The sequence below is a fragment of the Nocardioides sp. NBC_00850 genome (genome assembly GCF_045207335.1).
Taxonomy (GTDB): Bacteria; Actinomycetota; Actinomycetes; order Propionibacteriales; family Nocardioidaceae; genus Nocardioides.
Genome location: NZ_CP108845.1, coordinates 369,039 through 389,975, shown reverse-complemented (window position 1 = coordinate 389,975; position 20,937 = coordinate 369,039). Strand labels below are relative to the sequence as shown.

The window sequence follows — 20,937 nt, the reverse complement described above, 5'->3', positions numbered from 1 at the left end:
ATGGGTCTCGAAGAAAAGCTTCCCTCCGGCGTACTTCTGACCACGGTCGAAGGTCTGGCCGGCTACTTCCGCAAGGCGAGCCTGTGGCCGGCGACGTTCGGACTGGCCTGCTGCGCCATCGAGATGATGACGTCGGGCGGCCCGAAGTACGACCTGGCCAGATACGGCATGGAGGTCTTCCGGGCCTCGCCGCGGCAGGCCGATCTGATGATCGTGGCCGGCCGGGTGAGCCAGAAGATGGCGCCGGTGCTGCGCCAGATCTACGACCAGATGCCTGAGCCGAAGTGGGTGCTCGCGATGGGCGTCTGCGCCAGCAGCGGCGGCATGTTCAACAACTACGCGATCGTCCAGGGCGTCGACCACATCGTGCCCGTCGACATGTATCTCCCCGGCTGCCCGCCGCGTCCCGAGATGCTGATCGACGCGATCCTCAAGCTCCACGACAAGATCCAGGGCGGCTCGCTGGGCGTCAACGCCGAGCGCGAGGAGGTCGCCAACGAGACCGCGGCGCTGCGCCAGCTGCCGCTGATCGACCAGACGGGACTTCTGCGGTGAGCGACCAGAACAGCGGCCAGAACAGTGGCATGTTCGGGGTGGCGGACACCGGCGACACCAGCGGCTACGGCGGTCTCACCCGCCAGCACGCGATGCCGAGTCGCACCAGCGACGTCGGGGTGCAGCCTTACGGCGGCTGGTTCAAGGAGATCGCCGACTCCCTCGCCTTCACCGAGGCGGAGGCGGTCATCCACCGCGGTGAGCTGACCTTCCACGTACGCCGCGAGCGGCTGCTCGAGGCCCTGCAGGTGCTCCGCGACGAGCTGCGCTTCGAGCTCTGCTCCGGCGTCTCCGGCGTGCACTACCTCTCTGACCAGGGGAAAGAGCTGCACGCGGTCTATCACCTGCTCTCGATGACGTACAACCGCCGGGTGCGGGTGGAGACCTCGGCCCCCGACGAGGACCCGCACGTGCCGAGCGCGGTGGGCATCTACCCGACGCTCGACTGGCACGAGCGCGAGACCTACGACATGTTCGGGATCGTCTTCGACGGCCACCCCGGACTGACCCGGATCCTGATGCCCGACGACTGGCCGGGCCACCCGCAGCGCAAGGACTACCCGCTGGGTGGGATCCCGGTGGAATACAAGGGCGCGACGATCCCGCCGCCGGACACCCGGAGGAGCTACTCATGACGACCACCGAAGACGAGGGACGTACGTTCACCGTCACCGGCCAGGACTGGGACGAGCTGACCGACGCCCTCAAGGACGTCAAGGACGAGCGGATCGTCGTCAACATGGGCCCGCAGCACCCCTCGACGCACGGGGTGCTCCGGCTGATCCTCGAGCTCGAGGGCGAGACGGTCACCGAGGCGCGTGCCGGGATCGGCTACCTGCACACGGGCATCGAGAAGAACATGGAATACCGGTCCTGGACGCAGGGGACCACGTTCGTCACCCGGATGGACTACCTGTCGCCGATCTTCAACGAGACGGCGTACGTCCTCGGGGTGGAGAAGCTGCTCGGCATCGGCGCCGAGGTGCCGGAGAAGGCCGACGTCATCCGGGTCTTGCTGATGGAGCTCAACCGGATCTCCTCCCACCTGGTGGCGATCGCGACCGGCGGCATGGAGCTCGGCGCGCTGACCGTGATGACGATCGGGTTCCGCGAGCGTGAGCTGTGCCTGGACCTGTTCGAGTTCATCACCGGGCTGCGGATGAACCACGCCTACATCCGGCCCGGCGGCATCGCCCAGGACGTGCCGGAGGGCACCGTCGCGCGGGTGAGCGAGTTCATCGAGCTGATGAAGAAGCGCCTGGAGGAGTACGCGGCGCTGTGCAACGCCAATCCGATCTTCAAGGGCCGCCTGGAGCAGGTCGGCTACCTCGACCTGGAGGGCTGTCTTGCGCTCGGGCTGACCGGCCCGATCCTGCGGAGCACGGGCTATCCGTGGGACCTGCGCAAGACCCAGCCCTACTGCGGCTATGAGGACTACGACTTCGAGGTCATCACCTGGGACACCTGCGACTCCTACGGCCGGTTCCGGATCCGGCTGGCCGAGATGTGGGAGTCGCTGCGGATCATGGAGCAGGCCCTCAAGAGGCTGAACGATCTCGACGGCGCCCCCGTCATGGTGGCCGACAAGAAGATCGCCTGGCCCTCGCAGCTCTCCGTCGGTCCCGACGGCCAGGGCAACTCCCTCGACCACATCCGCCACATCATGGGCGAGTCGATGGAGGCGCTGATCCATCACTTCAAGCTGGTCACCGAGGGCTTCCGGGTCCCGGCAGGCCAGGCGTACGTCGCGATCGAGTCGCCGCGCGGAGAGCTCGGCGCCCACGTGGTCAGCGACGGTGGCACCAAGCCCTACCGGGTCCACTTCCGGGACCCGTCGTTCACGAACCTGCAGGCCACCTCGGTGATGTCCGAGGGCGGCATGGTTGCCGACGTGATCGTGGCGATCGCGTCCATCGACCCGGTGATGGGAGGCGTCGACCGATGACGCTTGCTGCTGAGACCTACGACGAGCTGCGCGAGATCGCCGCTCGCTACCCCCAGGCCCGCTCCGGGCTGCTGCCGATGCTCCATCTGGTGCAGTCGGTCGAGGGTCGGGTCACGCCCGAAGGGATCCAGGCCTGCGCCGAGGTCCTGGGCCTCACCCCGGCCGAGGTGAGCGGGGTGGCGACGTTCTACACGATGTACAAGCGTCATCCAGTCGGCACCCACCACGTCGGCGTCTGCACCAACACCCTGTGCGCGGTCATGGGCGGCGACGAGATCTTCGCCTGCCTGCGCGAGAAGCTCGAGGTGGGCAACGACGAGACCACCGCCGATGGCGCGATCACGCTCGAGCACATCGAGTGCAACGCGGCCTGCGACTACGCGCCGGTGGTGATGGTCAACTGGGAGTTCTTCGACAACCAGACCCCGGAGTCGGCCTCGCAGCTGGTCGACGACCTGCGTGAGGGCCGCGAGGTCGTGGCCTCGCGCGGCGCTCGGATCACGAGCTGGCGCGAGGCCGAGCGGGTCCTCGCCGGCTTCGAGGACGGGCTCGTCGACGAGGGGCCTGCGGCCGGACCGGCGTCGCGCGTCGGGCTGGAGCTCGCCCGCGAGCGCGGCTGGGCCGCGCCCGGTGATGCCCACGGCGCCGCCGACGTACCGGAGGAACTGCCCGAGGCCGTCGAGGTGGCCGATACCCGTCGCGCCGAGTCGGAGACGATCGCCGAGGAGGCGTCCGATGACTGACACTCTGACCCCGGTGCTGACCGCCAACTGGGGCGACGAGCGAGCCTGGACCCTGCCGGCCTACGCCGAGCAGGGCGGCTACGACGCGCTCGATGTCGCTCTCGGGATGGCGCCCGAGGACGTACAGACGATGGTCAAGGACTCCGGGCTCCGCGGTCGCGGTGGCGCCGGGTTCCCGACCGGGGTGAAGTGGGGCTTCCTGCCGGCGCCCGACCCCGAGAACCCCAAGCCGCGTTACCTGGTGGTCAACGCCGACGAGTCCGAGCCGGGCACCTGCAAGGACATCCCGCTGATGATGGCCTCGCCCCACACCCTGGTCGAGGGCGTGATCATCTCCTCCTACGCCATCCGCGCGGAGCGTGCCTTCATCTACGTACGCGGCGAGGTGCTGCACGTGATCCGGCGGCTGCAGGCGGCGGTCCGTGAGGCCTACGCCGCCGGCCACCTCGGCACCAACATCCACGGCTCCGGCTACGACCTCGAGCTGGTGGTGCACGCCGGTGCCGGGGCCTACATCTGTGGTGAGGAGACCGCGCTGCTCGACTCGCTCGAGGGGCGCCGCGGTCAGCCGCGGCTGCGGCCGCCGTTCCCGGCTGTCGCCGGTCTCTACGCGAGCCCGACCGTGATCAACAACGCCGAGTCGATCGCCTCGGTCCCCGCCATCGTCAAGAACGGTGCCGACTGGTTCGCCGGCATGGGCACCGAGAAATCGGCCGGCGTCGGCATCTTCTCGCTCTCCGGTCACGTCAAGAAGCCGGGGCAGTACGAGGCACCGCTCGGCATCACGCTGCGCAAGCTGATCGAGCTGGCCGGCGGCGTACGCGAGGGGCATGAGCTGAAGTTCTGGACCCCGGGTGGCTCCTCGACCCCGTTGTTCACCCAGGAGCACCTGGACGTGACGCTGGACTTCGAAGGGGTGCAGGCGGCCGGCTCGATGCTCGGCACCCGCGCGCTGCAGATCTTCGACGATTCCGTCTGCGTGGTGCGCGCGGTGCTGCGGTGGACGGAGTTCTACAAGCACGAGTCCTGTGGCAAGTGCACGCCGTGCCGCGAGGGCACCTGGTGGCTGGTGCAGGTGCTGGAGCGGCTGGAGAAGGGCGACGGCAAGCCCGAGGACCTCGACCTGCTGCTCGACCAGTGCGACAACATCCTGGGCCGCTCGTTCTGCGCGCTCGGTGATGGCGCGACGAGCCCGATCACGAGCTCGATCCAGTATTTCCGGGACGAATACCTGGCCCATCTGGAGCAGGGTGGCTGTCCCTTCGACGCCAAGAAGTCGACCGCATGGGCGGAGGCAGTGCAGTGACCGATGTGACGCTCAAGATCGACGGCGCCGACGTGACGGTGCCCGAGGGCACGCTGGTGATCCGGGCGGCCGAGGAGGCCGGGATCGAGATCCCGCGCTTCTGTGACCACCCGCTGCTCGCGCCCGTCGGCGCCTGCCGGCAGTGCCTGGTCGACATCCCCGACGCCGGCAACGGCCGCGGCTTCCCGAAGCCGCAGGCCTCCTGCACGATCCCGGTGGCCGAGGGCATGGTGGTGGAGACGCAGAACTCCACGGCCGTGAAGGCCCAGCAAGGGATCATGGAGTTTCTCCTGGTCAACCACCCGTTGGACTGCCCGGTGTGCGACAAGGGCGGCGAGTGCCCGCTGCAGAACCAGGCGATGTCCCACGGCCAGGGTGAGACTCGCTTCGAGGGGACGAAGCGGACCTTCCCGAAGCCGATCAACCTCTCGCCCAACGTGCTGCTCGACCGCGAGCGGTGCATCGTCTGCCAGCGCTGCACCCGCTTCGCCGCCGAGATCCCGGGCGACCCGGGGATCGCGCTGATCCAGCGTGGTGCGCAGCAGCAGATCGGTATCGCGGAGGACAAGCCGTTCTCGTCATACTTCTCCGGCAACGTCATCCAGATCTGCCCGGTGGGCGCGCTCACCTCGGACGACTACCGGTTCCGGGCTCGGCCCTTCGACCTCGTCTCGACCCCGAGCGTCGCCGAGCACGACGCCTGCGGCGCCGCGATCCGCATCGACCACCGCCGTGGCAAGGTCATGCGCCGCCTCGCAGGCAACGACCCGGAGGTCAACGAGGAGTGGATCTCCGACAAGGACCGCTTCGGCTTCCGCTACGCCGTCCGCGACCGGCTCACCTCGCCGATGATCCGTGAGGACGGCGAGCTCCGGCCGGCGTCCTGGCTGGAGGCCGTCGCCGTCGCCGCCCAGGGCCTGGCCGGTTCCGGCTCGGTGGGCGTGCTGCCCGGTGGGCGACTGACGCTGGAGGACGCGAAGGCGTACGCCGCCTTCGCCCGCGACACGCTCCGCACTCCGCACATCGACTTCCGCGCGCGCCCGCTCTCGGAGGAGGAGGCCGGCTTCCTGCGCTCACGCGTCGCGGGGAGCAGCCTCACCTACGCCGACCTCGACGCCGCCGACCACGTGGTTCTGGCCGGCCTCGAGCCCGAGGACGAGGCCGGGACGCTCTTCCTCCGGCTGCGCAAGGCCAACAAGAGCGGTCTGCGGATCACCACCCTGAGTCCGTACGCCTCGGAGGGCTCACGCAAGCTCGGAGCCTCGGTCGTCCTGACCGCCCCCGGTGCCGAGAAGGACGCGTTGTCCCAGGTCAGCGGGGTCACCGAGGCTTCGGTGATCCTGGTCGGCGAGCGGCTGGCGACCAGCCCCGGCGCCTACTCCGCCGCCGCCGAGCTCGCCGACCGCACCGGCGCCAGGCTCGCCTGGGTGCCGCGTCGTGCCGGCGACCGGGGTGCGGTCGAGGCAGACCTGCTGCCCGGTGAAGGCGGCCTCGACGCCGAGGCCATGGTCCGCGCCGGCCTCGACGCCCTCGTGGTCGCCGGCGTCGACCCCGACGACACCGCCGACCCGGCCGCCTTCCTGGCCGCCCTCGACCAGGCCGGCTTCGTGGTCAGCCTCGAGCAGCGGGTCACTGCCGTGACCGAGCGCGCCGACGTCGTACTTCCTGTCGCCACCGCCTCCGAGAAGGCCGGCACCTTCGTCACCTGGGAAGGTCGTCGCCGCCCGTTCGTGAAGGTCTTCGACAAGCCCGCCGCCTACTCCGACGCCGAGGTCCTCGGCCACATCACCGCCGAGTTCGCACAAATGGGTGCCGAGTCCGCAGAAGTGGCGGACGAAAGTGTCGAATCGTCGCCCACAACTACCGACTCGGCCGCCACAACTACCGATTCGGCGGGGCTTCGACTGGCGACCTGGCATCTGATGCTCGACAACGGGACCCTGCAGAGCGGTGACAAGGCGCTGGCCGCGACCGCGCGACCGGCGTTCGTACGCATCCCGGCAGCGCTCCACGAGGAGGTCGGTGACGTCGTCACGATCACCGGCGACCGGGGCAGATGGACGCTCCCGGCGCTTCCGGCCGAGCTGGCCGAGGGCACGATCTGGGTGCCGACCAACTCGTTCGGGCGCGGCGTATGGGCCGATCTGGCCTCGCCGGGGTCGACCGTGAGCGTGGAGGGGGCCAAGTGAACGGGCTGGAGCAGTTCGGCCAGGACCCCTGGTGGATCATCGCGATCAAGGTCCTGCTGGTCTTCGTCGTCTGCGTCGTGCTGACGCTGTTCAACATCTGGTGGGAGCGCAAGGTCGTGGCCCGGATGCAGCACCGCATCGGGCCCAACCGGCACGGACCGTTCGGCCTGCTCCAATCCCTGGCCGACGGTGTGAAGCTGGCGCTGAAGGAGGACCTGACGCCGGAGAAGGCCGACAAGATCGTCTTCATCACGGCCCCGATCCTGGCCACGGTGCCGGCGTTCGTGACGTTCTCGGTGATCCCGTTCGGGCCGGAGGTCAACCTCTTCGGCGTGCAGACGCCGCTGCAGCTGACCGACATGCCGGTCGCGGTGCTGTTCGTGATGGCGATCGCCAGCATCGGCATCTACGGGATCGTGCTGGGAGGCTGGGCATCGGGCTCGACGTACTCCCTGCTCGGTGGGCTGCGAAGCAGCGCCCAGATGATCTCCTACGAGGTCTCGATGGGCCTGGCGCTCGTCACCGTCTTCCTGATGGCCGGCAGCCTGTCCACCAGCCAGATCGTCTCGGCCCAGGAGGACTGGTGGTTCGGCGCCCTGCTGCTGCCGTCCTTCCTGATCTACTGCATCTCGATGGTCGGCGAGACCAACCGCGCGCCGTTCGACCTCCCCGAGGCCGAGGGCGAGCTGGTCGGTGGGTTCCACACCGAATACTCCAGCCTGAAGTTCGCCCTTTTCTTCCTGGCCGAATACATCAACATGGCCACAGTCAGTGCGCTCGCCACCACGTTGTTCCTCGGCGGCTGGCGAGCCCCGCTCGGCATCGGCACCCTCTGGGCCGGCGCCAACGAGGGCTACTGGCCGGTGCTGTGGTTCTTCCTGAAGATGTTCTTCTTCATCTGGGTCTTCATCTGGCTGCGCGGCACGCTGCCACGGCTGCGCTACGACCAGTTCATGTCGCTCGGCTGGAAGGTCCTGCTGCCGGCGAGCCTCGCCTGGATCGTGGTCGTCGCGGTGATCAAGATGGCCGCGATCCAGGGCGGCTTCAGCCCTGACTGGATCCTCTTCGGCTTCGGTCTGGCCGTCACGGTCGTCGTGGTGCTCGGCTTCCTCAACCGGCTTCCGGAGAAGGAGGCCCAGGTCACCAAGCCGACCGGCGGCTTCCCCACACCCGCCCTGCCGCTCGGCGGGGCCGTGCGAGGGGCCGCCCAGCCGCTGGTGTTCGGACCGCCGGCGGTGCCGACAACCACCAACGGCGTACGCATTCTTCCCTCTCCTGAGGAGGCCAAGTGAGCAACGACGACCGCTCGTTCAAGGAGCGTTTCTGGGACCCGGTCAGCGGGTTCGCGGTGACCTTCGGGACGCAGTTCAAGAAGCCGGTCACCGAGCAGTATCCGCAGCAGAAGGAGCCGACCGAGGAGCGCTTCCACGGCCGGCACCAGCTCAACCGGCATGCCGACGGCCTGGAGAAGTGCATCGGGTGCGAGCTGTGCGCCTGGGCCTGCCCCGCCGACGCCATCTACGTCGAGGGCGCGCCCAACACCGAGGAGGAGCGCTACTCGCCCGGTGAGCGCTACGGCCGCGTCTACCAGATCAACTACCTGCGCTGCATCCTGTGCGGCCTGTGCATCGAGGCCTGCCCGACGCGGGCGCTGACGATGACCAACGAGTACGAGCTCGCCGACACCTCGCGCGAGAGCCTGATCTACGAGAAGCAGGACCTGCTCGCGCCGCTCGAGGACGGGATGGAGGCGCCTCCGCACCCGATGTTCCTCGGCAACGACGACACCTCCTACTACGCCCCGGAGCCCAAGGAGCCCACGCGATGAGCTTCGTGATCCTCGCCTCGATCATGGTGATCGCGGCGCTGGGCCTCTTGTTCGCGCGCAAGCCGGTGCACGCCGCGCTGTCGCTGGCGGTCGTGATGATCGGGCTGGCGATGGTCTACGCGATGCTGGAGGCGCCGTTCCTGTTCGCCGTGCAGATCGTCGTCTACACCGGCGCGATCCTGATGCTGTTCCTGTTCGTGATCATGCTGGTCGGCGTCGACACCTCCGACAGGCTCAAGGAGACGATCGCGGGGCAGAAGGTGCTCGCGGTCATCCTCGGAGTGGGGTTGGGCGCGACGCTGATCGCGGGCATCGGCCAGGCGAGCATCGCCACGATGCGCGGGCTGGCCAGCGCCAACGAGGGCGGCAACGTACAACGCCTCGCCGACCTCCTCTTCTCCCGCTACGTGATCGCCTTCGAGGCGACCAGCGCGCTGCTGATCACCGCCGCGATCGGCGCGATGGTGCTGGCCCACCGCGAGCGCATCGACCCGAAGCAGAGCCAGACCGACCTGGCCCAGAAGCGGGTCGCCGACTACGCGAAGAGCGGCAAGCACCTCGGTCCGCTGCCCCCACCGGGCACCTTCGCACGCCACAACAGCAACGACACCCCGGCGCTGCTGCCGGACGGGTCGCAGAGCACGAAGTCGGTCCCGGCCATCCTCGCCGGCGGTCGTGCGGACGAAGGAGAGGACGCATGAGCGAGCGTCAGCGAGCGAGTCATGGGATCAACATGCCGCCGCGTTCGTATGATGGCGCTTGCGCTACGGAGGCGGCGGCATGACAGACAACACCACGGCGTACGTCATCCTGTCCGCCATCCTCTTCACGATCGGCACGATCGGCGTGCTGACCAGGCGAAACGCCATCGTCGTCTTCATGTGCGTCGAGCTGATGCTCAACGCGGCCAACCTGGCCCTGGTGGCGTTCAGCCGGATGCACGGCAACCTCGACGGGCAGGTGACCGCGTTCTTCGTGATGGTCGTCGCGGCCGCTGAGGTGGTCGTCGGGCTGGCGATCATCATGACCATCTTCCGCACCAGAAACACGGCTTCGGTCGACGAGCCAAGGATGCTCAAGTGGTGAATCCTGTCGAGGCCAGCGGCGTCTTCTCGCTGATCTGGCTGGTCATCGCGCTGCCCCTCGCCGGTGCGGCCCTGATTCTGATCGGGCGCCCGCTGGCGCCGGCACTCTTCGACCGGATCGGGCACTGGCTCGCGGTCGGGCTCGCCGGGGCGTCCTTCGTGCTGTCGCTCGTCCTCTTCATCGCCGACCTCGGTCGCGACGAGGAGAGCAGGCAGGTCGTCCAGCACCTCTACACCTGGTTCGACACCGGTGGTCTGAGTGTCGGGTTCGATCTCCTCTACGACCAGCTCTCCAGCCTGTTCCTGCTGCTCATCACCGGGGTCGGCACGCTGATCCACATCTACTCGGTCGGCTACATGGCCGACGACGAGCGGCGCACTCGGTTCTTCGGCTACCTCAACCTGTTCCTCGCCGCGATGCTGATGCTGGTGCTGGCGGAGAACTACGTAGGCCTCTTCCTCGGCTGGGAGGGCGTCGGCCTGGCGTCCTACCTGCTGATCGGCTTCTGGCAACACAAGCCGTCGGCGGCAGCCGCCGCCAAGAAGGCGTTCGTGATGAACCGGGTCGGCGACATGGGTCTCTCGCTGGCGATCGCGCTCTGCTTCGTCACCTTCGGCTCGACGTCGTTCTCGGCGATCGACATCAGCGACACCACCACGACCACCCTCAACTGGCTGGGCATCCTGCTGCTCGTCGGTGCCTGCGGTAAGTCCGCCCAGGTGCCGCTGCAGGGCTGGCTGCTCGACGCGATGGAGGGCCCGACCCCGGTCTCGGCGCTGATCCACGCGGCCACGATGGTGACCGCCGGCGTCTATCTGATCGTCAGGTCGAGCGTGATCTTCGACGCCGCCGAGGCCGCCTCGACCGCCGTCGTGGTCGTCGCCCTGGTGACGATCATCTGGGGCGCCGCGGTGAGCTGCGTGAAGGACGACATCAAGAAGGTCCTGGCCGGTTCGACGATGAGCCAGATCGGCTACATGATGCTGGCCGCCGGGCTGGGCGGGCCGGGCTACGCGTTCGCGATCTTCCACCTGCTCACCCACGGCTTCTTCAAGGCCAACATGTTCCTCGGCGCCGGGTCTCTGATGCACGGCATGAACGACGACGTGAACCTCAAGCACTATGGTGCGCTGAGTCGGGCGCTCCCGGTCACGTTCGTGACGTTCTCGATGGGCTACCTGGCCATCATCGGCTTCCCCGGGTTCGCCGGCTTCTGGTCCAAGGACAAGATCCTCGAGGTCGCCTTCGCTGATAGTTGGCTGGTCGGCATCATCGCCCTCCTGGCCGCCGGTGTGACCGCGTTCTACATGACCCGCCTGATGATGCTCGCCTTCTTCGGCCGCAAGCGCTGGCCCGAGGGCGTACATCCGCACGAGTCGCCGCGGATCATGACCGGTCCGCTCGTCGTCCTCGCCGCGCTGTCGGTCCTCGGTGGCGTCTTCGCGCTCGGCGGCTGGATCGAGCACTGGCTCGAGCCGGTGGTCGCGATCGGCCACGTCGAGCAACACGGTCCGCTCCCGGTCTGGGCGACCTCTGTCCTCGCGGTGCTGGTCGTCGCGATCGGGGTCGCGGCCGCCGGGTTCGTCTTCGGGCGCCGCCCGATCACGACCGAGCCGACTCCCTACCTGCACGTCCCGCACGTCGAGGACGTCGTGGTGCCGCCCGGGATGGCGATCACCCGCGGCACCCTCGCGACCGACAAGTACGCCGTCGACGGCCTGATGAGCGGTGGCCCGATCGCGCTCGCGGCGATCGCCGGTGAGCTCCGCAAGGCGCAGACCGGCTACGTACGTTCCTACGCCCTCTCCGTCCTCGGCGGCACTGTGCTGGTGACCCTCGTGATCCTGGTGGTCAACTGATGCTGACAATCCTCGTCCTCGTCCCGTTCGCGGGTGCGCTGATCACCGCGGTGATGCCGGCGCGGCCCAAGGCGTGGGCCTTCGGCTTCGCGATCGCCACCCTGATCGCCGGCATCGTCACGATGTTCACGGCCCCCGACACCGATCTCGTCTGGATCGAGCCGCTCGGCGTCCACTGGGCGCTCGAGATGGACGGCTTCGGCAAGCTGATGGTGATGCTGACCGTCGTCCTGGTCCCGCTCGTGATGGTCGCGGCGGTCAAGGACCACGACAAGCGCTGGTACGCCTGGGCGCTGGCCCTGGAGGCCTTCGCGCTGCTCACCTTTACCGCCGGCGATCTCTTCCTCTTCTACATCGCCTTCGAGGCGACGCTGATCCCGGCGTACTTCATGATCGGCCAGCACGGTGGCCCCAACCGGGCCCGAGCCGCGCTCAAGTTCCTGATGTTCCAGCTCGGCGGCGGGCTGGTGCTGCTCGGTGCGCTGATCGGCTTCTTCGTGGTCTCTTCGGAGGCCGGGTCGCCGTCGTACCTGATCAGCGACCTCGCCCAGCTCGACATCGGCACCACCGCCGAGCGTTGGATCTTCGTGGCGATGTTCATCGCGTTCGCGGTCAAGGCGCCGCTGTTCCCGGTGCACACCTGGCTGGCCGACACCACCGAGCAGGCCACCACGCCGACCTCGGTGCTCCTGGTGTGCGTCCTCGACAAGATCGGCACCTTCGGCATGATCCGGCTCTGCCTGGGCCTGGTGCCGGAGGCGTCCGCCTGGGCGACGCCCGTCGTCGTGGCGCTGGCGCTGATCTCGATCGTCTACGGCGCGGTGCTGGCGATCGGGCAGGACGACCTGCTCCGCCTGATCGGTCTGACGTCGCTCTCGCACTTCGGGCTGATCACCCTCGGCATCTTCGCGGCGACCCGCGAGGGCCTGGTCGGGGCGATCCTCTACATGGTCAACCACGGTGTCGCGACCGCGGCGATGTTCCTGATCGCCGGGTTCCTGATCGCCCGCAAGGGCACCGCGTCGATCTCGTCGATGCGGGGGCTGGAGAAGGCGACCCCGGTGCTCGCCGGCACGTTCCTGATCGCCGGTCTGGCGACCGCCGGCCTCCCGGGCCTGAGTCAGTTCGTCTCCGAGATCCTGGTCCTGATCAGCGCGTTCGACTACCACTGGCTTGTCGGCGTCATCGCGGTCACCGCGATCGTGCTCGCCGCCATCTACGTGCTGTGGGCCTACCAGCGGATCTTCACCGGACCCGCTCAGCTGTCCAAACCGGTCTCCGACCTCGACCGGCGGGAGCTCGGCGTAGTCGTTCCTCTGCTGGTCGCACTTCTCTTCTTCGGCTTCGTCCCCGGACCGCTGATCTCGGCGGCCCAGCCGGTCGTGGCTCCTCTTGTTGATGTCATCCAGGCAGGTGAGTGACGCGATGTTCGAGTCCCCCGGAATTTCGTACGCCACCCTCTGGCCCGTCCTGCTGGTGCTGGCCGTGGCGTGCGCCGGTGTCGTGGTGGAGGCCTTCGCGCCGCGTGCCGCGCGGTTCAACGCCCAGGTGTCGCTGGCGTTGGCCGGCCTGGTCGCCGCACTCGCCGGGACCGTCGCCGTCGGCGCCGGGTCCAGCCTCGGTGCCTCGACCGGTGAGGGTGCCCTGATCGTCGACGGCCCGGGGGTCTTCTCCCAGGGCCTGGTGCTGCTGGTCTCGCTCGGCGGCGTCGCGCTCTTCGCCGAGCGACGTCTCGACAACGGGGTGAGCGCCTTCGCCGGTCAGGCCGCGGCCCTGCCGGGCACACCGGCCGAGCGCACCGCCTCCCAGCGGGGGCTGGAGCACACCGAGGTCTACCCGCTGATGATGTTCGCGGTCGGCGGGATGATGCTCTTCTGCATCTCCGGCGACCTGCTGATGCTCTTCGTGGCGCTCGAGGTGCTGTCCCTGCCGCTCTACCTGCTGACCGGGCTGGCGCGCCGTCGCCGGCTGCTATCCCAGGAAGCGGCGCTGAAGTACTTCCTGCTCGGCGCGTTCTCCTCCGGCATCTTCCTCTACGGTCTCGCGCTGGTCTACGGCTTCGCCGGGTCGATGTCGCTGGCCGAGATCGGTGAGGTGGCGGCCGAGGACGGCTCCAGCCCGCTCCTGCTCCTCGGCATCGGCCTGATGGCCGTCGGCCTGCTCTTCAAGACCGGCGCCGTGCCCTTCCACTCCTGGACCCCGGACGTCTACCAGGGCGCTCCGACGCCGGTCACCGCGTGGATGAGCGCGGCCACCAAGATCGCCGCATTCGCCGCGATGCTCCGGCTCTTCTACGTCGCCTTCGGCGCCGAGGGCGACATCTGGCGCCCGGCGATCGGCGTCATCGCCGTGCTGACGATGCTGCTCGGCGCCTCCTTCGCGGTGGTCCAGACCGATGTGAAGCGGATGCTCGGCTACTCCGCCGTCGCCCACACCGGCTTCCTGCTGACCGGCCTCCTCGGCGTACAGACCGACGCCTTCGGCTCGACCCAGGCGGTGCTCTTCTACCTGACCGCCTACGGGTTCGCGACCCTCGGCGCTTTTGCGATCGTCTCCCTGGTCCGCGGGCCCAACGGTGAGGTCAACTCGCTGGATCGCTGGGCCGGCCTGGGCCGGTCCAACCCGTGGGTCGCGGCGACCTTCGCCGTCTTCCTGCTCTCCATGGCCGGCCTGCCGCTGACCGCAGGGTTCATCGGCAAGTGGGGCGTCTTCGCCGCCGCGCTGGGCGCCGGTCAGTGGCCCGTCGTCGCGGTCGCGATCGGCTCGAGCATCATCGCGATCTTCTTCTACGTACGCGTGATGATGCTGATGTTCTTCACCGACCCGCGCGAGGACGTGGCCGCGGTAGTGACCCCGTCGTACGCCACCACCGTCGTGATCGCACTGAGCGCTGTCGCCACCGTCTTGTTGGGTGTAATTCCGGGCCCTGTGCTCAGCCTGTTGGTGGATGCGGGAGGATTCATCGGGTGAGCACCAGCGCACCCACCGACCGAGCCCCTGAACTCGCCCTCCCGATCACCGATCCCGAGCTCGAGCAGCGGCTCCGCGCTCGGCTGGCGATCGTGGAGGAGAAGCTGGCGGGTTACGCCCGCAGCAGCTCCCCGTTCGTCACGGAAGCGGCCTCCCATCTGCTGGAGGCCGGCGGCAAGCGGTTCCGGCCGTTGCTGGTGCTGCTGGCCGCCGAGTACGGCCCGGACAAGCTCGCCGACGAGGTCATCACCGCCGCCTGCGTCGTCGAGCTCACCCACCAGGCCTCGCTCTACCACGACGACGTCATGGACGAGGCGCTCGTGCGCCGCGGTGAGGACACCGCCAACGCCCGCTTCGACAACCACGTCGCCATCCTGACCGGCGACTTCCTCTTCGCCCGCTCCTCGGAGCTGACCGCCCAGCTGGGTCCGGAGGCCGTACGCATCCAGGCGGCCACCTTCGCCAAGCTCGTCGAGGGTCAGATCCTCGAAGGCGTTGCGCCGCCCGAGGGCGTCGACCCGGTCGACCACCACCTCGAGGTGCTGGCCGGGAAGACCGGCGTCCTGATCGCCACCTCGGCTCTCTACGGTGCGCTCTTCGCCGGCGCCGACAAGGAGATCCAGGACGCCCTGCTCGCCTACGGCGACATCGTCGGCGTCGCCTTCCAGCTCTCCGACGACATCCTCGACATCGCCTCCGACGAGTCCGGCAAGACGCCGGGCACCGACCTCCGTGAGGGCGTCCCGACGCTCCCGGTGCTGCTGGCCCGCCGGTCCACCGACGCCGGCGACGCAAGGCTCCTGGAGCTGCTCGACAGCGACCTCACCGACGACGCGGCTCTGGCCGAGTGCGTCGGCCTCCTCCGCGCCCACCCGGCGCTGGCGGAGGCCCGCGCCTACGTCCAGTCCCGCGCCGAGGAGGCCAAGGCCGCTCTCGCCCCGCTGCCGGAGGGGCCCGTCCGCAAGGCCCTCGAGGCCTTCGCAGACATCGTCGCGGTCCGCTCCGTCTGAGCCGAGGCGCGATATTCGGTAAAGGGTATCGACGCCCTGGCAGTACCGTTGCGACGTGAATGAGCAACGGCGTGGAGTGATGTTCGGCGCCGCTGCCTACATCATGTGGGGAGCGTTCCCGCTCTACTTCCCGCTCATGGAGCCCGCCGGGGCCTGGGAGATCCTGGGACACCGGATCGTGTGGTCGCTGGTCGTGGCCGGAGCGCTGGTGCTGATCGTGGGGCGCCGTGCGCAGGTGGCCGCGATCCTGCGCGACCGGCGCAAGCTCGTGCTGCTGACTGCGGCTGCGGCGGTGATCTCGATCAACTGGGTGACGTACATCTGGGGGGTCAACAACGGGCGGATCGTGGAGACGAGCCTGGGTTACTTCACCAACCCGCTGGTCACGATGTTGATGGGCGTGATCATCCTGCGTGAGCGGATGCGGAAGCTGCAGTGGGTGGCGCTCGGGATCGCGTTCGTGGCCACCGTCGTGCTCACCGTCGACTACGGCCGGCTGCCGTGGGTCGCGCTGATCCTGGCCTTCTCCTTCGGCACCTACGGGCTGCTCAAGAAGAGCGCGGGGGTCGGGCCGTTCGAGTCGCTGGCCGTCGAGACCGCCGTGACAGCGCCGTTCGCGCTGGCACTGATCATCGCTCTCCAGGCGACCGGCAACGGCACGCTCTTCGGCCACGGTGCCCTCCACGTACTCCTCCTGATCAGCCTCGGCATCATCACCGTCGTGCCGCTGGCCTGCTTCGGCGCGGCCGCCATCCGGGTGCCGATGGTCACGATCGGGCTGCTCCAGTACCTCGCGCCGATCCTGCAGTTCGCCGTCGGCGTCTTCATCGCCCACGAGGCGATGCCTCCCGGCCGCTGGGCCGGATTCGCGATCGTCTGGATCGCCCTGGTCATCTTCAGCGCCGAGGCCATCCACCACCGCCGCAAGGTCCTGCGGACGCTCGTGACCCCGCCGAGCACGACGACCGTCTAGACCCGCCTCCGCCGACCTAGGTGACGTCTCGGCGACTGGGTGCCGTCCAAGGAGCGGACCGTTCGTGTGTTTTCACATCCACTCGACTAACTCAAGTATTGTCCTCGACATTCGTAACCCGATCGACCTTGACTCGGCAGGGCAGAAGTGAGGAACCAGATGAAGAAGATCAAGGTTGCAGTGGCGTTGGCCGCTGCGAGCATCCTGACCTTGACCGCGTGCGGTGGCTCCGGCGGCGGCAGTGACGCGGAGTCGATCTCCATCGTCGGCTTCGCCGTCCCCGAGACGGCCAACAAGGCGATCGCCAAGGAGTTCAACAAGACCCCTGAGGGCGAGGGCGTCACCTTCCAGACCTCGTACGGCGCCTCGGGCGACCAGAGCCGTGCGGTCGAGTCAGGCCTGAAGGCCGACTATGTCCACCTGTCCGTCGGCACCGACGTACAGCGCCTGGAGAAGGCCGGCCTCGTCGACGCGTCGTGGGACGACGGCGACAACAAGGGCATCGTGTCCAGCTCGGTCGTCGTACTCGGTGTCCGTGAGGGCAACCCGAAGAACATCCAGGGTTGGGAGGACCTCGTCAAGCCCGGTGTCGGCGTGGTCACGGCCAACCCGGCCTCGTCCGGCGCTGCCCGCTGGAACGCGCTGGCCGCATGGGGCTCCGTGGTGAAGAACGGTGGCACCGAGGAGGAGGGCAAGGCGTACCTCGACAAGCTCTTCAAGAACGTCGTCACCCTGACCAACTCCGGCCGCGACGCCACCACCGCCTTCCTCGGCGGCACCGGCGACGTGCTGCTCGCCTACGAGAACGAGGCGATCCTCGCGGCCCAGCAGGGTGAGGGCTTCGAGTACATCATCCCGGACTCCACCGTCCTGATCGAGAACCCCGGCGCCATCCTCAAGGACTCCTCCAAGCCGTCTCAGGCCTGGCTCGACTTCGTCCTCGACCCGCAGGGCGGTCAGAAGCAGTTCGCGCTGACCGGCTTCCGCCCCGTCAACACCGCCGAGCCCGGCGTCGTCGACTGGGACGCGATCGGTCTCAAGCCGGAGGACATCAAGGGCGCCAAGGACCCGGCCGACCCGTTCCCGGCCCCGAAGCAGCTGCTCACCCTGGAGAACGACTTCGGCGGCCGCGACTGGTCGGGGGTCAAGGAGAAGCTCTTCGGCACCGGTGAGGACGGCGAGGAGCTCGGCATCGTGACCGACTCCATCGCCAAGTCCGGCAAGGCCTCTCAGTAGTCCAGCCATGACGACAACCATCCCTACTGCCCGGCCGGCTGCCCGTCGCAGCCGGCCGGGCAACACTCTGACAAGGACCAGTGGCATCGGGCTCGGTATCACGATGCTCTGGTTCAGCCTGCTCGTCCTCATCCCGCTGGTGGCGGTGATCATCACCGCCTCCAGCGGCGGCTGGTCCGCCTTCGCGAGCCAGCTCAGCAATGAGCAGACCGCCTCGGCGATCTTGCTGACGATCCGTGCGGCCATCGTGGTCACCCTGATCAACGTCGTCATCGGCACCGTGATCGCCTGGGTCCTGGTCCGTGACAAGTTCTGGGGCAAGGGCCTGCTCGAGGTCATCATCGACATCCCGTTCGCACTGCCGACGATCGTCGCGGGCCTCGTGCTGCTCTCCCTCTACGGCGCCGAGTCACCCCTCGGCCTGCACTGGGCGAACACGTCGACGTCGGTCTACCTCGCCCTCGCCTTCGTGACGCTGCCCTTCGTCGTACGCATGGTGCAGCCCGTCCTCGAGGAGCTCGACACCGACGTGGAGGAGGCCGCGGCCTCTCTGGGGGCGTCCCGGTTCACCACGTTCTGGCGGATCATCCTGCCGTCGCTGGCCCCGGCCATCGCGGCGGGCGCGGCGCTCTCCTTCGCGCGCGGGATGGGGGAGTACGGCTCCCTGGTCCTGCTCTCGGGCAACCTGCCGTTCAAGTCCGAGGTCGCCTCGGTGCGGATCCTGTCCGCGATCGAGAACGACAACCCGGAGGGCGCGGCGGCGATCGCGGCGATGCTGCTGGGCGTCTCGCTCCTCGTCATCGTCGTCCTCGACCTGGTCCAGAGGAGGATGGTCCGCCGTGGCTGAGACCCGTCGCGCTCCGCGCACACCCCTGACGTACGTCCTCCGCGTCATCGTCATCGCCTACCTCGGCCTCCTGGTGGCCTGGCCGGTGGTCCTGGTCGCCTGGAACGCCTTCTACGTGCCCGACGTCGGGTTCACGACCGAGGCGTTCACAGCGATCTTCAACGACCCGCAGATGATGCACGCGATCCAGCTGACCTGCGTGGCCGCAGTGGTCGCGACGCTGATCAACCTGCTCTTCGGCGTCTCGATCTCGCTGCTGCTGGTGCGTACGGAATTTCCTGGCAAGCGCCTCCTGAGCGCGATGATCGACCTGCCGCTGTCGGTCTCGCCGATCGTCGTGGGCTTGGCGCTCGTGCTGGTCTACGGCGGTCGCGACGGCTGGTTCGGGCCGACGCTCGAGTCCGCCGGGATCCAGATCATCTTCTCGACGCCCGGCATCATCATGGCGACCGCGTTCGTGTCGCTGCCGCTGGTGATCCGCGAGGTCATCCCGGTGCTCGAGGAGATCGGCACCGAGCAGGAGCAGGCCGCCGCGTCGCTCGGCGCGAGCAGTTGGCAGACGTTCTGGCGGATCACGCTCCCGGGCATCAAGTGGGCCGTCATCTACGGCGTCGTGCTCACCCTGGCCCGCTCGCTCGGCGAGTTCGGCGCGGTCAAGGTCGTCTCCGGCAACGTGCTCGGCCAGACCCGTACCGCCACCCTCGCGGTCGAGGAGAAGTACCTCAACTTCGACCAGCAGGGCGCGTACGCCGTCGCCTTCCTCCTCGCCAGCGTCTCGGTCATCTGCATCCTCATCGTCTTCGTGCTGCGCGCCCGCGGTGCGCGCGTGCGGTGAAAGGACACATCCCATGAGCATCGAAGTAAGTGGTGTCAACAAGCGTTACGGCGACTTCGTGGCGCTGGAGGACATCAACCTGACCATCCCGACCGGGCAGCTGACCGCCCTGCTGGGGCCCTCCGGCGGCGGCAAGACCACGCTCCTGCGGGTCATCGCCGGGCTGGAGACACCCGACACCGGGTCGGTTGTGATCGAGGGCAAGGACGCGACCTCGCTGCCGGTCCAGAAGCGCAACGTCGGCTTCGTCTTCCAGCACTACGCCGCGTTCAAGCACCTCTCGGTGGCCAAGAACGTCGCCTTCGGGCTGGAGATCCGCAAGCGCCCCAAGGCGGAGGTCGCCAAGAAGGTCGAGGAGCTGCTGGAGCTCGTGCACCTCTCGCAGTTCGCCAACCGGCTGCCCTCGCAGCTCTCCGGCGGCCAGCGGCAACGGATGGCGCTCGCCCGGGCGCTGGCCATCGAGCCGTCCGTACTGCTGCTCGACGAGCCCTTCGGCGCCCTGGACGCGAAGGTACGCAAGGAGCTGCGTGACTGGCTGCGACGGCTCCACGACGAGGTGCACGTGACCACCGTCTTCGTGACCCACGACCAGGAGGAGGCCCTCGAGGTCGCCGACGAGATCGTGGTCGTCAACCAGGGCGGCATCGAGCAGATCGGCACCCCCGAGCAGCTCTACGACGAGCCCGCCAACGACTTCGTGATGTCGTTCCTCGGCGACGTGACGACCCTGGGCGGGTCCCTGATCCGGCCCCATGACGTCGAGGTCACCCCGTCGCCGATCTCCGAGCACTCGCTCGAGGGCACCGTCTCGCGCGTCCTGCGGATCGGCTTCGAGGTGCGCCTCACGGTTCTCACCGACGACGGTGAGGTCGTGACCGCCGAGCTGACGCGTACGCATGCCCGGGCTCTGCAGCTCGAGGAGGGCGTCAACGTCTTCGTCACGCCGTCGCCCGGGGCGTACACGATGCCGGCGCCGGCGGCGTAGCGGCGGGACGGGATACCCGGTTAACCGGTGAAACTGGCACTTCTCAGGTGTTGCAATGCCAGAGAAGTGCAGGAATACCCGGTTAACCGGGTATCCCAACGGCTCAGTGAGGCAGCCAGGCCTCGTCGCGCGCGGTGCGGGTAGTGACCTCGTCGGGCAGCTCGCGGGAGGCGAGCTCGGCGATCGAGACCTTCTCGAAGACCTCGCGCAGGGAATCGCGGGCGGCGATCCACACGTGCTGGAGGACGTCGGCGCGCTCGTTGTAGGTGACGCCCTCGGGGCGCAGCCCGTAGACCGAGACAAGCGGACCGTCGACGGCGCGGATCACGTCGGCGACGGAGACGTCCGACGCCTTGCGGGCCAGGCGCCAACCGCCTGACTGGCCGCGCTGTGAGATGACGACGCCGGCCTTGCGGAGGTCGGCGAGGATCGCCTGCAGGAACCCGTGAGGGATCTCCTGGGCGCGGCCGAGCTCCTCGGCGCTGACAGCTTTTCCGTCCTCGCGCGCGGCCATCTCGATGAGGGCGCGGAGGGCGTAGTCGGACTTGGCAGATACTCGCACGGCCACAT

The 20,937-nt window shown here is 68.4% G+C and carries 20 protein-coding genes; 19 read left to right on the top strand and 1 reads right to left on the bottom strand.

Features of this window, described 5'->3' with window-relative positions; all coding sequences use genetic code 11:
- The 19 genes from OH802_RS01905 (at position 1) to OH802_RS01815 (ending at position 20,367) form a co-directional block, all read left to right on the top strand.
- Positions 1 to 555 (top strand): NADH-quinone oxidoreductase subunit B family protein, encoded by a 555-nt coding sequence (locus OH802_RS01905; RefSeq protein WP_160025681.1) that lies wholly within the window; start codon positions 1 to 3, stop codon positions 553 to 555.
- Entirely contained in the window at positions 552 to 1,190 is a 639-nt protein-coding gene (locus OH802_RS01900) for an NADH-quinone oxidoreductase subunit C (protein ID WP_406024595.1), read from the top strand. The genes OH802_RS01905 and OH802_RS01900 overlap by 4 nt, the downstream gene beginning before the upstream one ends.
- Positions 1,187 to 2,500: an NADH-quinone oxidoreductase subunit D gene (locus OH802_RS01895; RefSeq protein ID WP_406024593.1), complete on the top strand. Its 1,314-nt coding sequence runs from the start codon at positions 1,187 to 1,189 to the stop codon at positions 2,498 to 2,500. The genes OH802_RS01900 and OH802_RS01895 overlap by 4 nt, the downstream gene beginning before the upstream one ends.
- A complete protein-coding gene (gene nuoE / locus OH802_RS01890; protein WP_406024591.1) occupies positions 2,497 to 3,243 on the top strand; it encodes an NADH-quinone oxidoreductase subunit NuoE in 747 nt (248 codons plus the stop codon). Before OH802_RS01895 ends, nuoE begins: the two co-directional genes overlap by 4 nt.
- Entirely contained in the window at positions 3,236 to 4,549 is a 1,314-nt protein-coding gene (gene nuoF / locus OH802_RS01885; protein WP_406024589.1) for an NADH-quinone oxidoreductase subunit NuoF, read from the top strand. Before nuoE ends, nuoF begins: the two co-directional genes overlap by 8 nt.
- The gene (locus tag OH802_RS01880; protein ID WP_406024587.1) at positions 4,528 to 6,738 is read left to right on the top strand and encodes an NADH-quinone oxidoreductase subunit G; all 2,211 of its coding nucleotides are present in this window, start codon (positions 4,528 to 4,530) and stop codon (positions 6,736 to 6,738) included. Before nuoF ends, OH802_RS01880 begins: the two co-directional genes overlap by 22 nt.
- Complete coding sequence (gene nuoH, locus OH802_RS01875; RefSeq protein WP_406024585.1) at positions 6,735 to 8,030, top strand: NADH-quinone oxidoreductase subunit NuoH; 1,296 nt, start codon at positions 6,735 to 6,737, stop codon at positions 8,028 to 8,030. The genes OH802_RS01880 and nuoH overlap by 4 nt, the downstream gene beginning before the upstream one ends.
- Positions 8,027 to 8,566 (top strand): NADH-quinone oxidoreductase subunit NuoI, encoded by a 540-nt coding sequence (nuoI, locus tag OH802_RS01870; protein WP_406024583.1) that lies wholly within the window; start codon positions 8,027 to 8,029, stop codon positions 8,564 to 8,566. Before nuoH ends, nuoI begins: the two co-directional genes overlap by 4 nt.
- Positions 8,563 to 9,267: an NADH-quinone oxidoreductase subunit J gene (locus OH802_RS01865; protein WP_406024581.1), complete on the top strand. Its 705-nt coding sequence runs from the start codon at positions 8,563 to 8,565 to the stop codon at positions 9,265 to 9,267. Before nuoI ends, OH802_RS01865 begins: the two co-directional genes overlap by 4 nt.
- A gap of 79 nt (positions 9,268 to 9,346) precedes the next feature.
- On the top strand, positions 9,347 to 9,652 hold the full coding sequence (nuoK, locus tag OH802_RS01860; RefSeq protein WP_008356449.1) for an NADH-quinone oxidoreductase subunit NuoK: 306 nt from the start codon (positions 9,347 to 9,349) through the stop codon (positions 9,650 to 9,652).
- Positions 9,646 to 11,511: an NADH-quinone oxidoreductase subunit L gene (gene nuoL / locus OH802_RS01855; RefSeq protein WP_406024578.1), complete on the top strand. Its 1,866-nt coding sequence runs from the start codon at positions 9,646 to 9,648 to the stop codon at positions 11,509 to 11,511. Before nuoK ends, nuoL begins: the two co-directional genes overlap by 7 nt.
- On the top strand, positions 11,511 to 12,932 hold the full coding sequence (locus OH802_RS01850) for a NuoM family protein (protein ID WP_406024576.1): 1,422 nt from the start codon (positions 11,511 to 11,513) through the stop codon (positions 12,930 to 12,932). Before nuoL ends, OH802_RS01850 begins: the two co-directional genes overlap by 1 nt.
- Positions 12,933 to 12,936: 4 nt before the next feature.
- The gene (gene nuoN, locus OH802_RS01845; protein ID WP_406024574.1) at positions 12,937 to 14,481 is read left to right on the top strand and encodes an NADH-quinone oxidoreductase subunit NuoN; all 1,545 of its coding nucleotides are present in this window, start codon (positions 12,937 to 12,939) and stop codon (positions 14,479 to 14,481) included.
- On the top strand, positions 14,478 to 15,491 hold the full coding sequence (locus OH802_RS01840; RefSeq protein ID WP_406024572.1) for a polyprenyl synthetase family protein: 1,014 nt from the start codon (positions 14,478 to 14,480) through the stop codon (positions 15,489 to 15,491). Before nuoN ends, OH802_RS01840 begins: the two co-directional genes overlap by 4 nt.
- A 55-nt stretch (positions 15,492 to 15,546) precedes the next feature.
- Positions 15,547 to 16,464 (top strand): EamA family transporter RarD, encoded by a 918-nt coding sequence (rarD, locus tag OH802_RS01835; protein WP_406024570.1) that lies wholly within the window; start codon positions 15,547 to 15,549, stop codon positions 16,462 to 16,464.
- Between the two features lie 159 nt (positions 16,465 to 16,623).
- Positions 16,624 to 17,700: a sulfate ABC transporter substrate-binding protein gene (locus OH802_RS01830; protein WP_406024568.1), complete on the top strand. Its 1,077-nt coding sequence runs from the start codon at positions 16,624 to 16,626 to the stop codon at positions 17,698 to 17,700.
- A gap of 7 nt (positions 17,701 to 17,707) precedes the next feature.
- On the top strand, positions 17,708 to 18,547 hold the full coding sequence (gene cysT, locus OH802_RS01825; protein ID WP_406024566.1) for a sulfate ABC transporter permease subunit CysT: 840 nt from the start codon (positions 17,708 to 17,710) through the stop codon (positions 18,545 to 18,547).
- Entirely contained in the window at positions 18,540 to 19,382 is an 843-nt protein-coding gene (locus tag OH802_RS01820; RefSeq protein ID WP_406024564.1) for a sulfate ABC transporter permease, read from the top strand. Before cysT ends, OH802_RS01820 begins: the two co-directional genes overlap by 8 nt.
- A 13-nt stretch (positions 19,383 to 19,395) precedes the next feature.
- Positions 19,396 to 20,367, top strand: coding sequence for a sulfate/molybdate ABC transporter ATP-binding protein (locus tag OH802_RS01815; protein ID WP_400459543.1), 972 nt, complete (start codon positions 19,396 to 19,398; stop codon positions 20,365 to 20,367).
- A gap of 103 nt (positions 20,368 to 20,470) precedes the next feature.
- On the opposite strand, the gene OH802_RS01810 is transcribed toward OH802_RS01815, so the two are convergent.
- On the bottom strand, positions 20,471 to 20,929 hold the full coding sequence (locus OH802_RS01810) for an Rrf2 family transcriptional regulator (protein ID WP_091044275.1): 459 nt from the start codon (positions 20,927 to 20,929) through the stop codon (positions 20,471 to 20,473).
- Between the last annotated feature and the right edge of the window lie 8 nt (positions 20,930 to 20,937).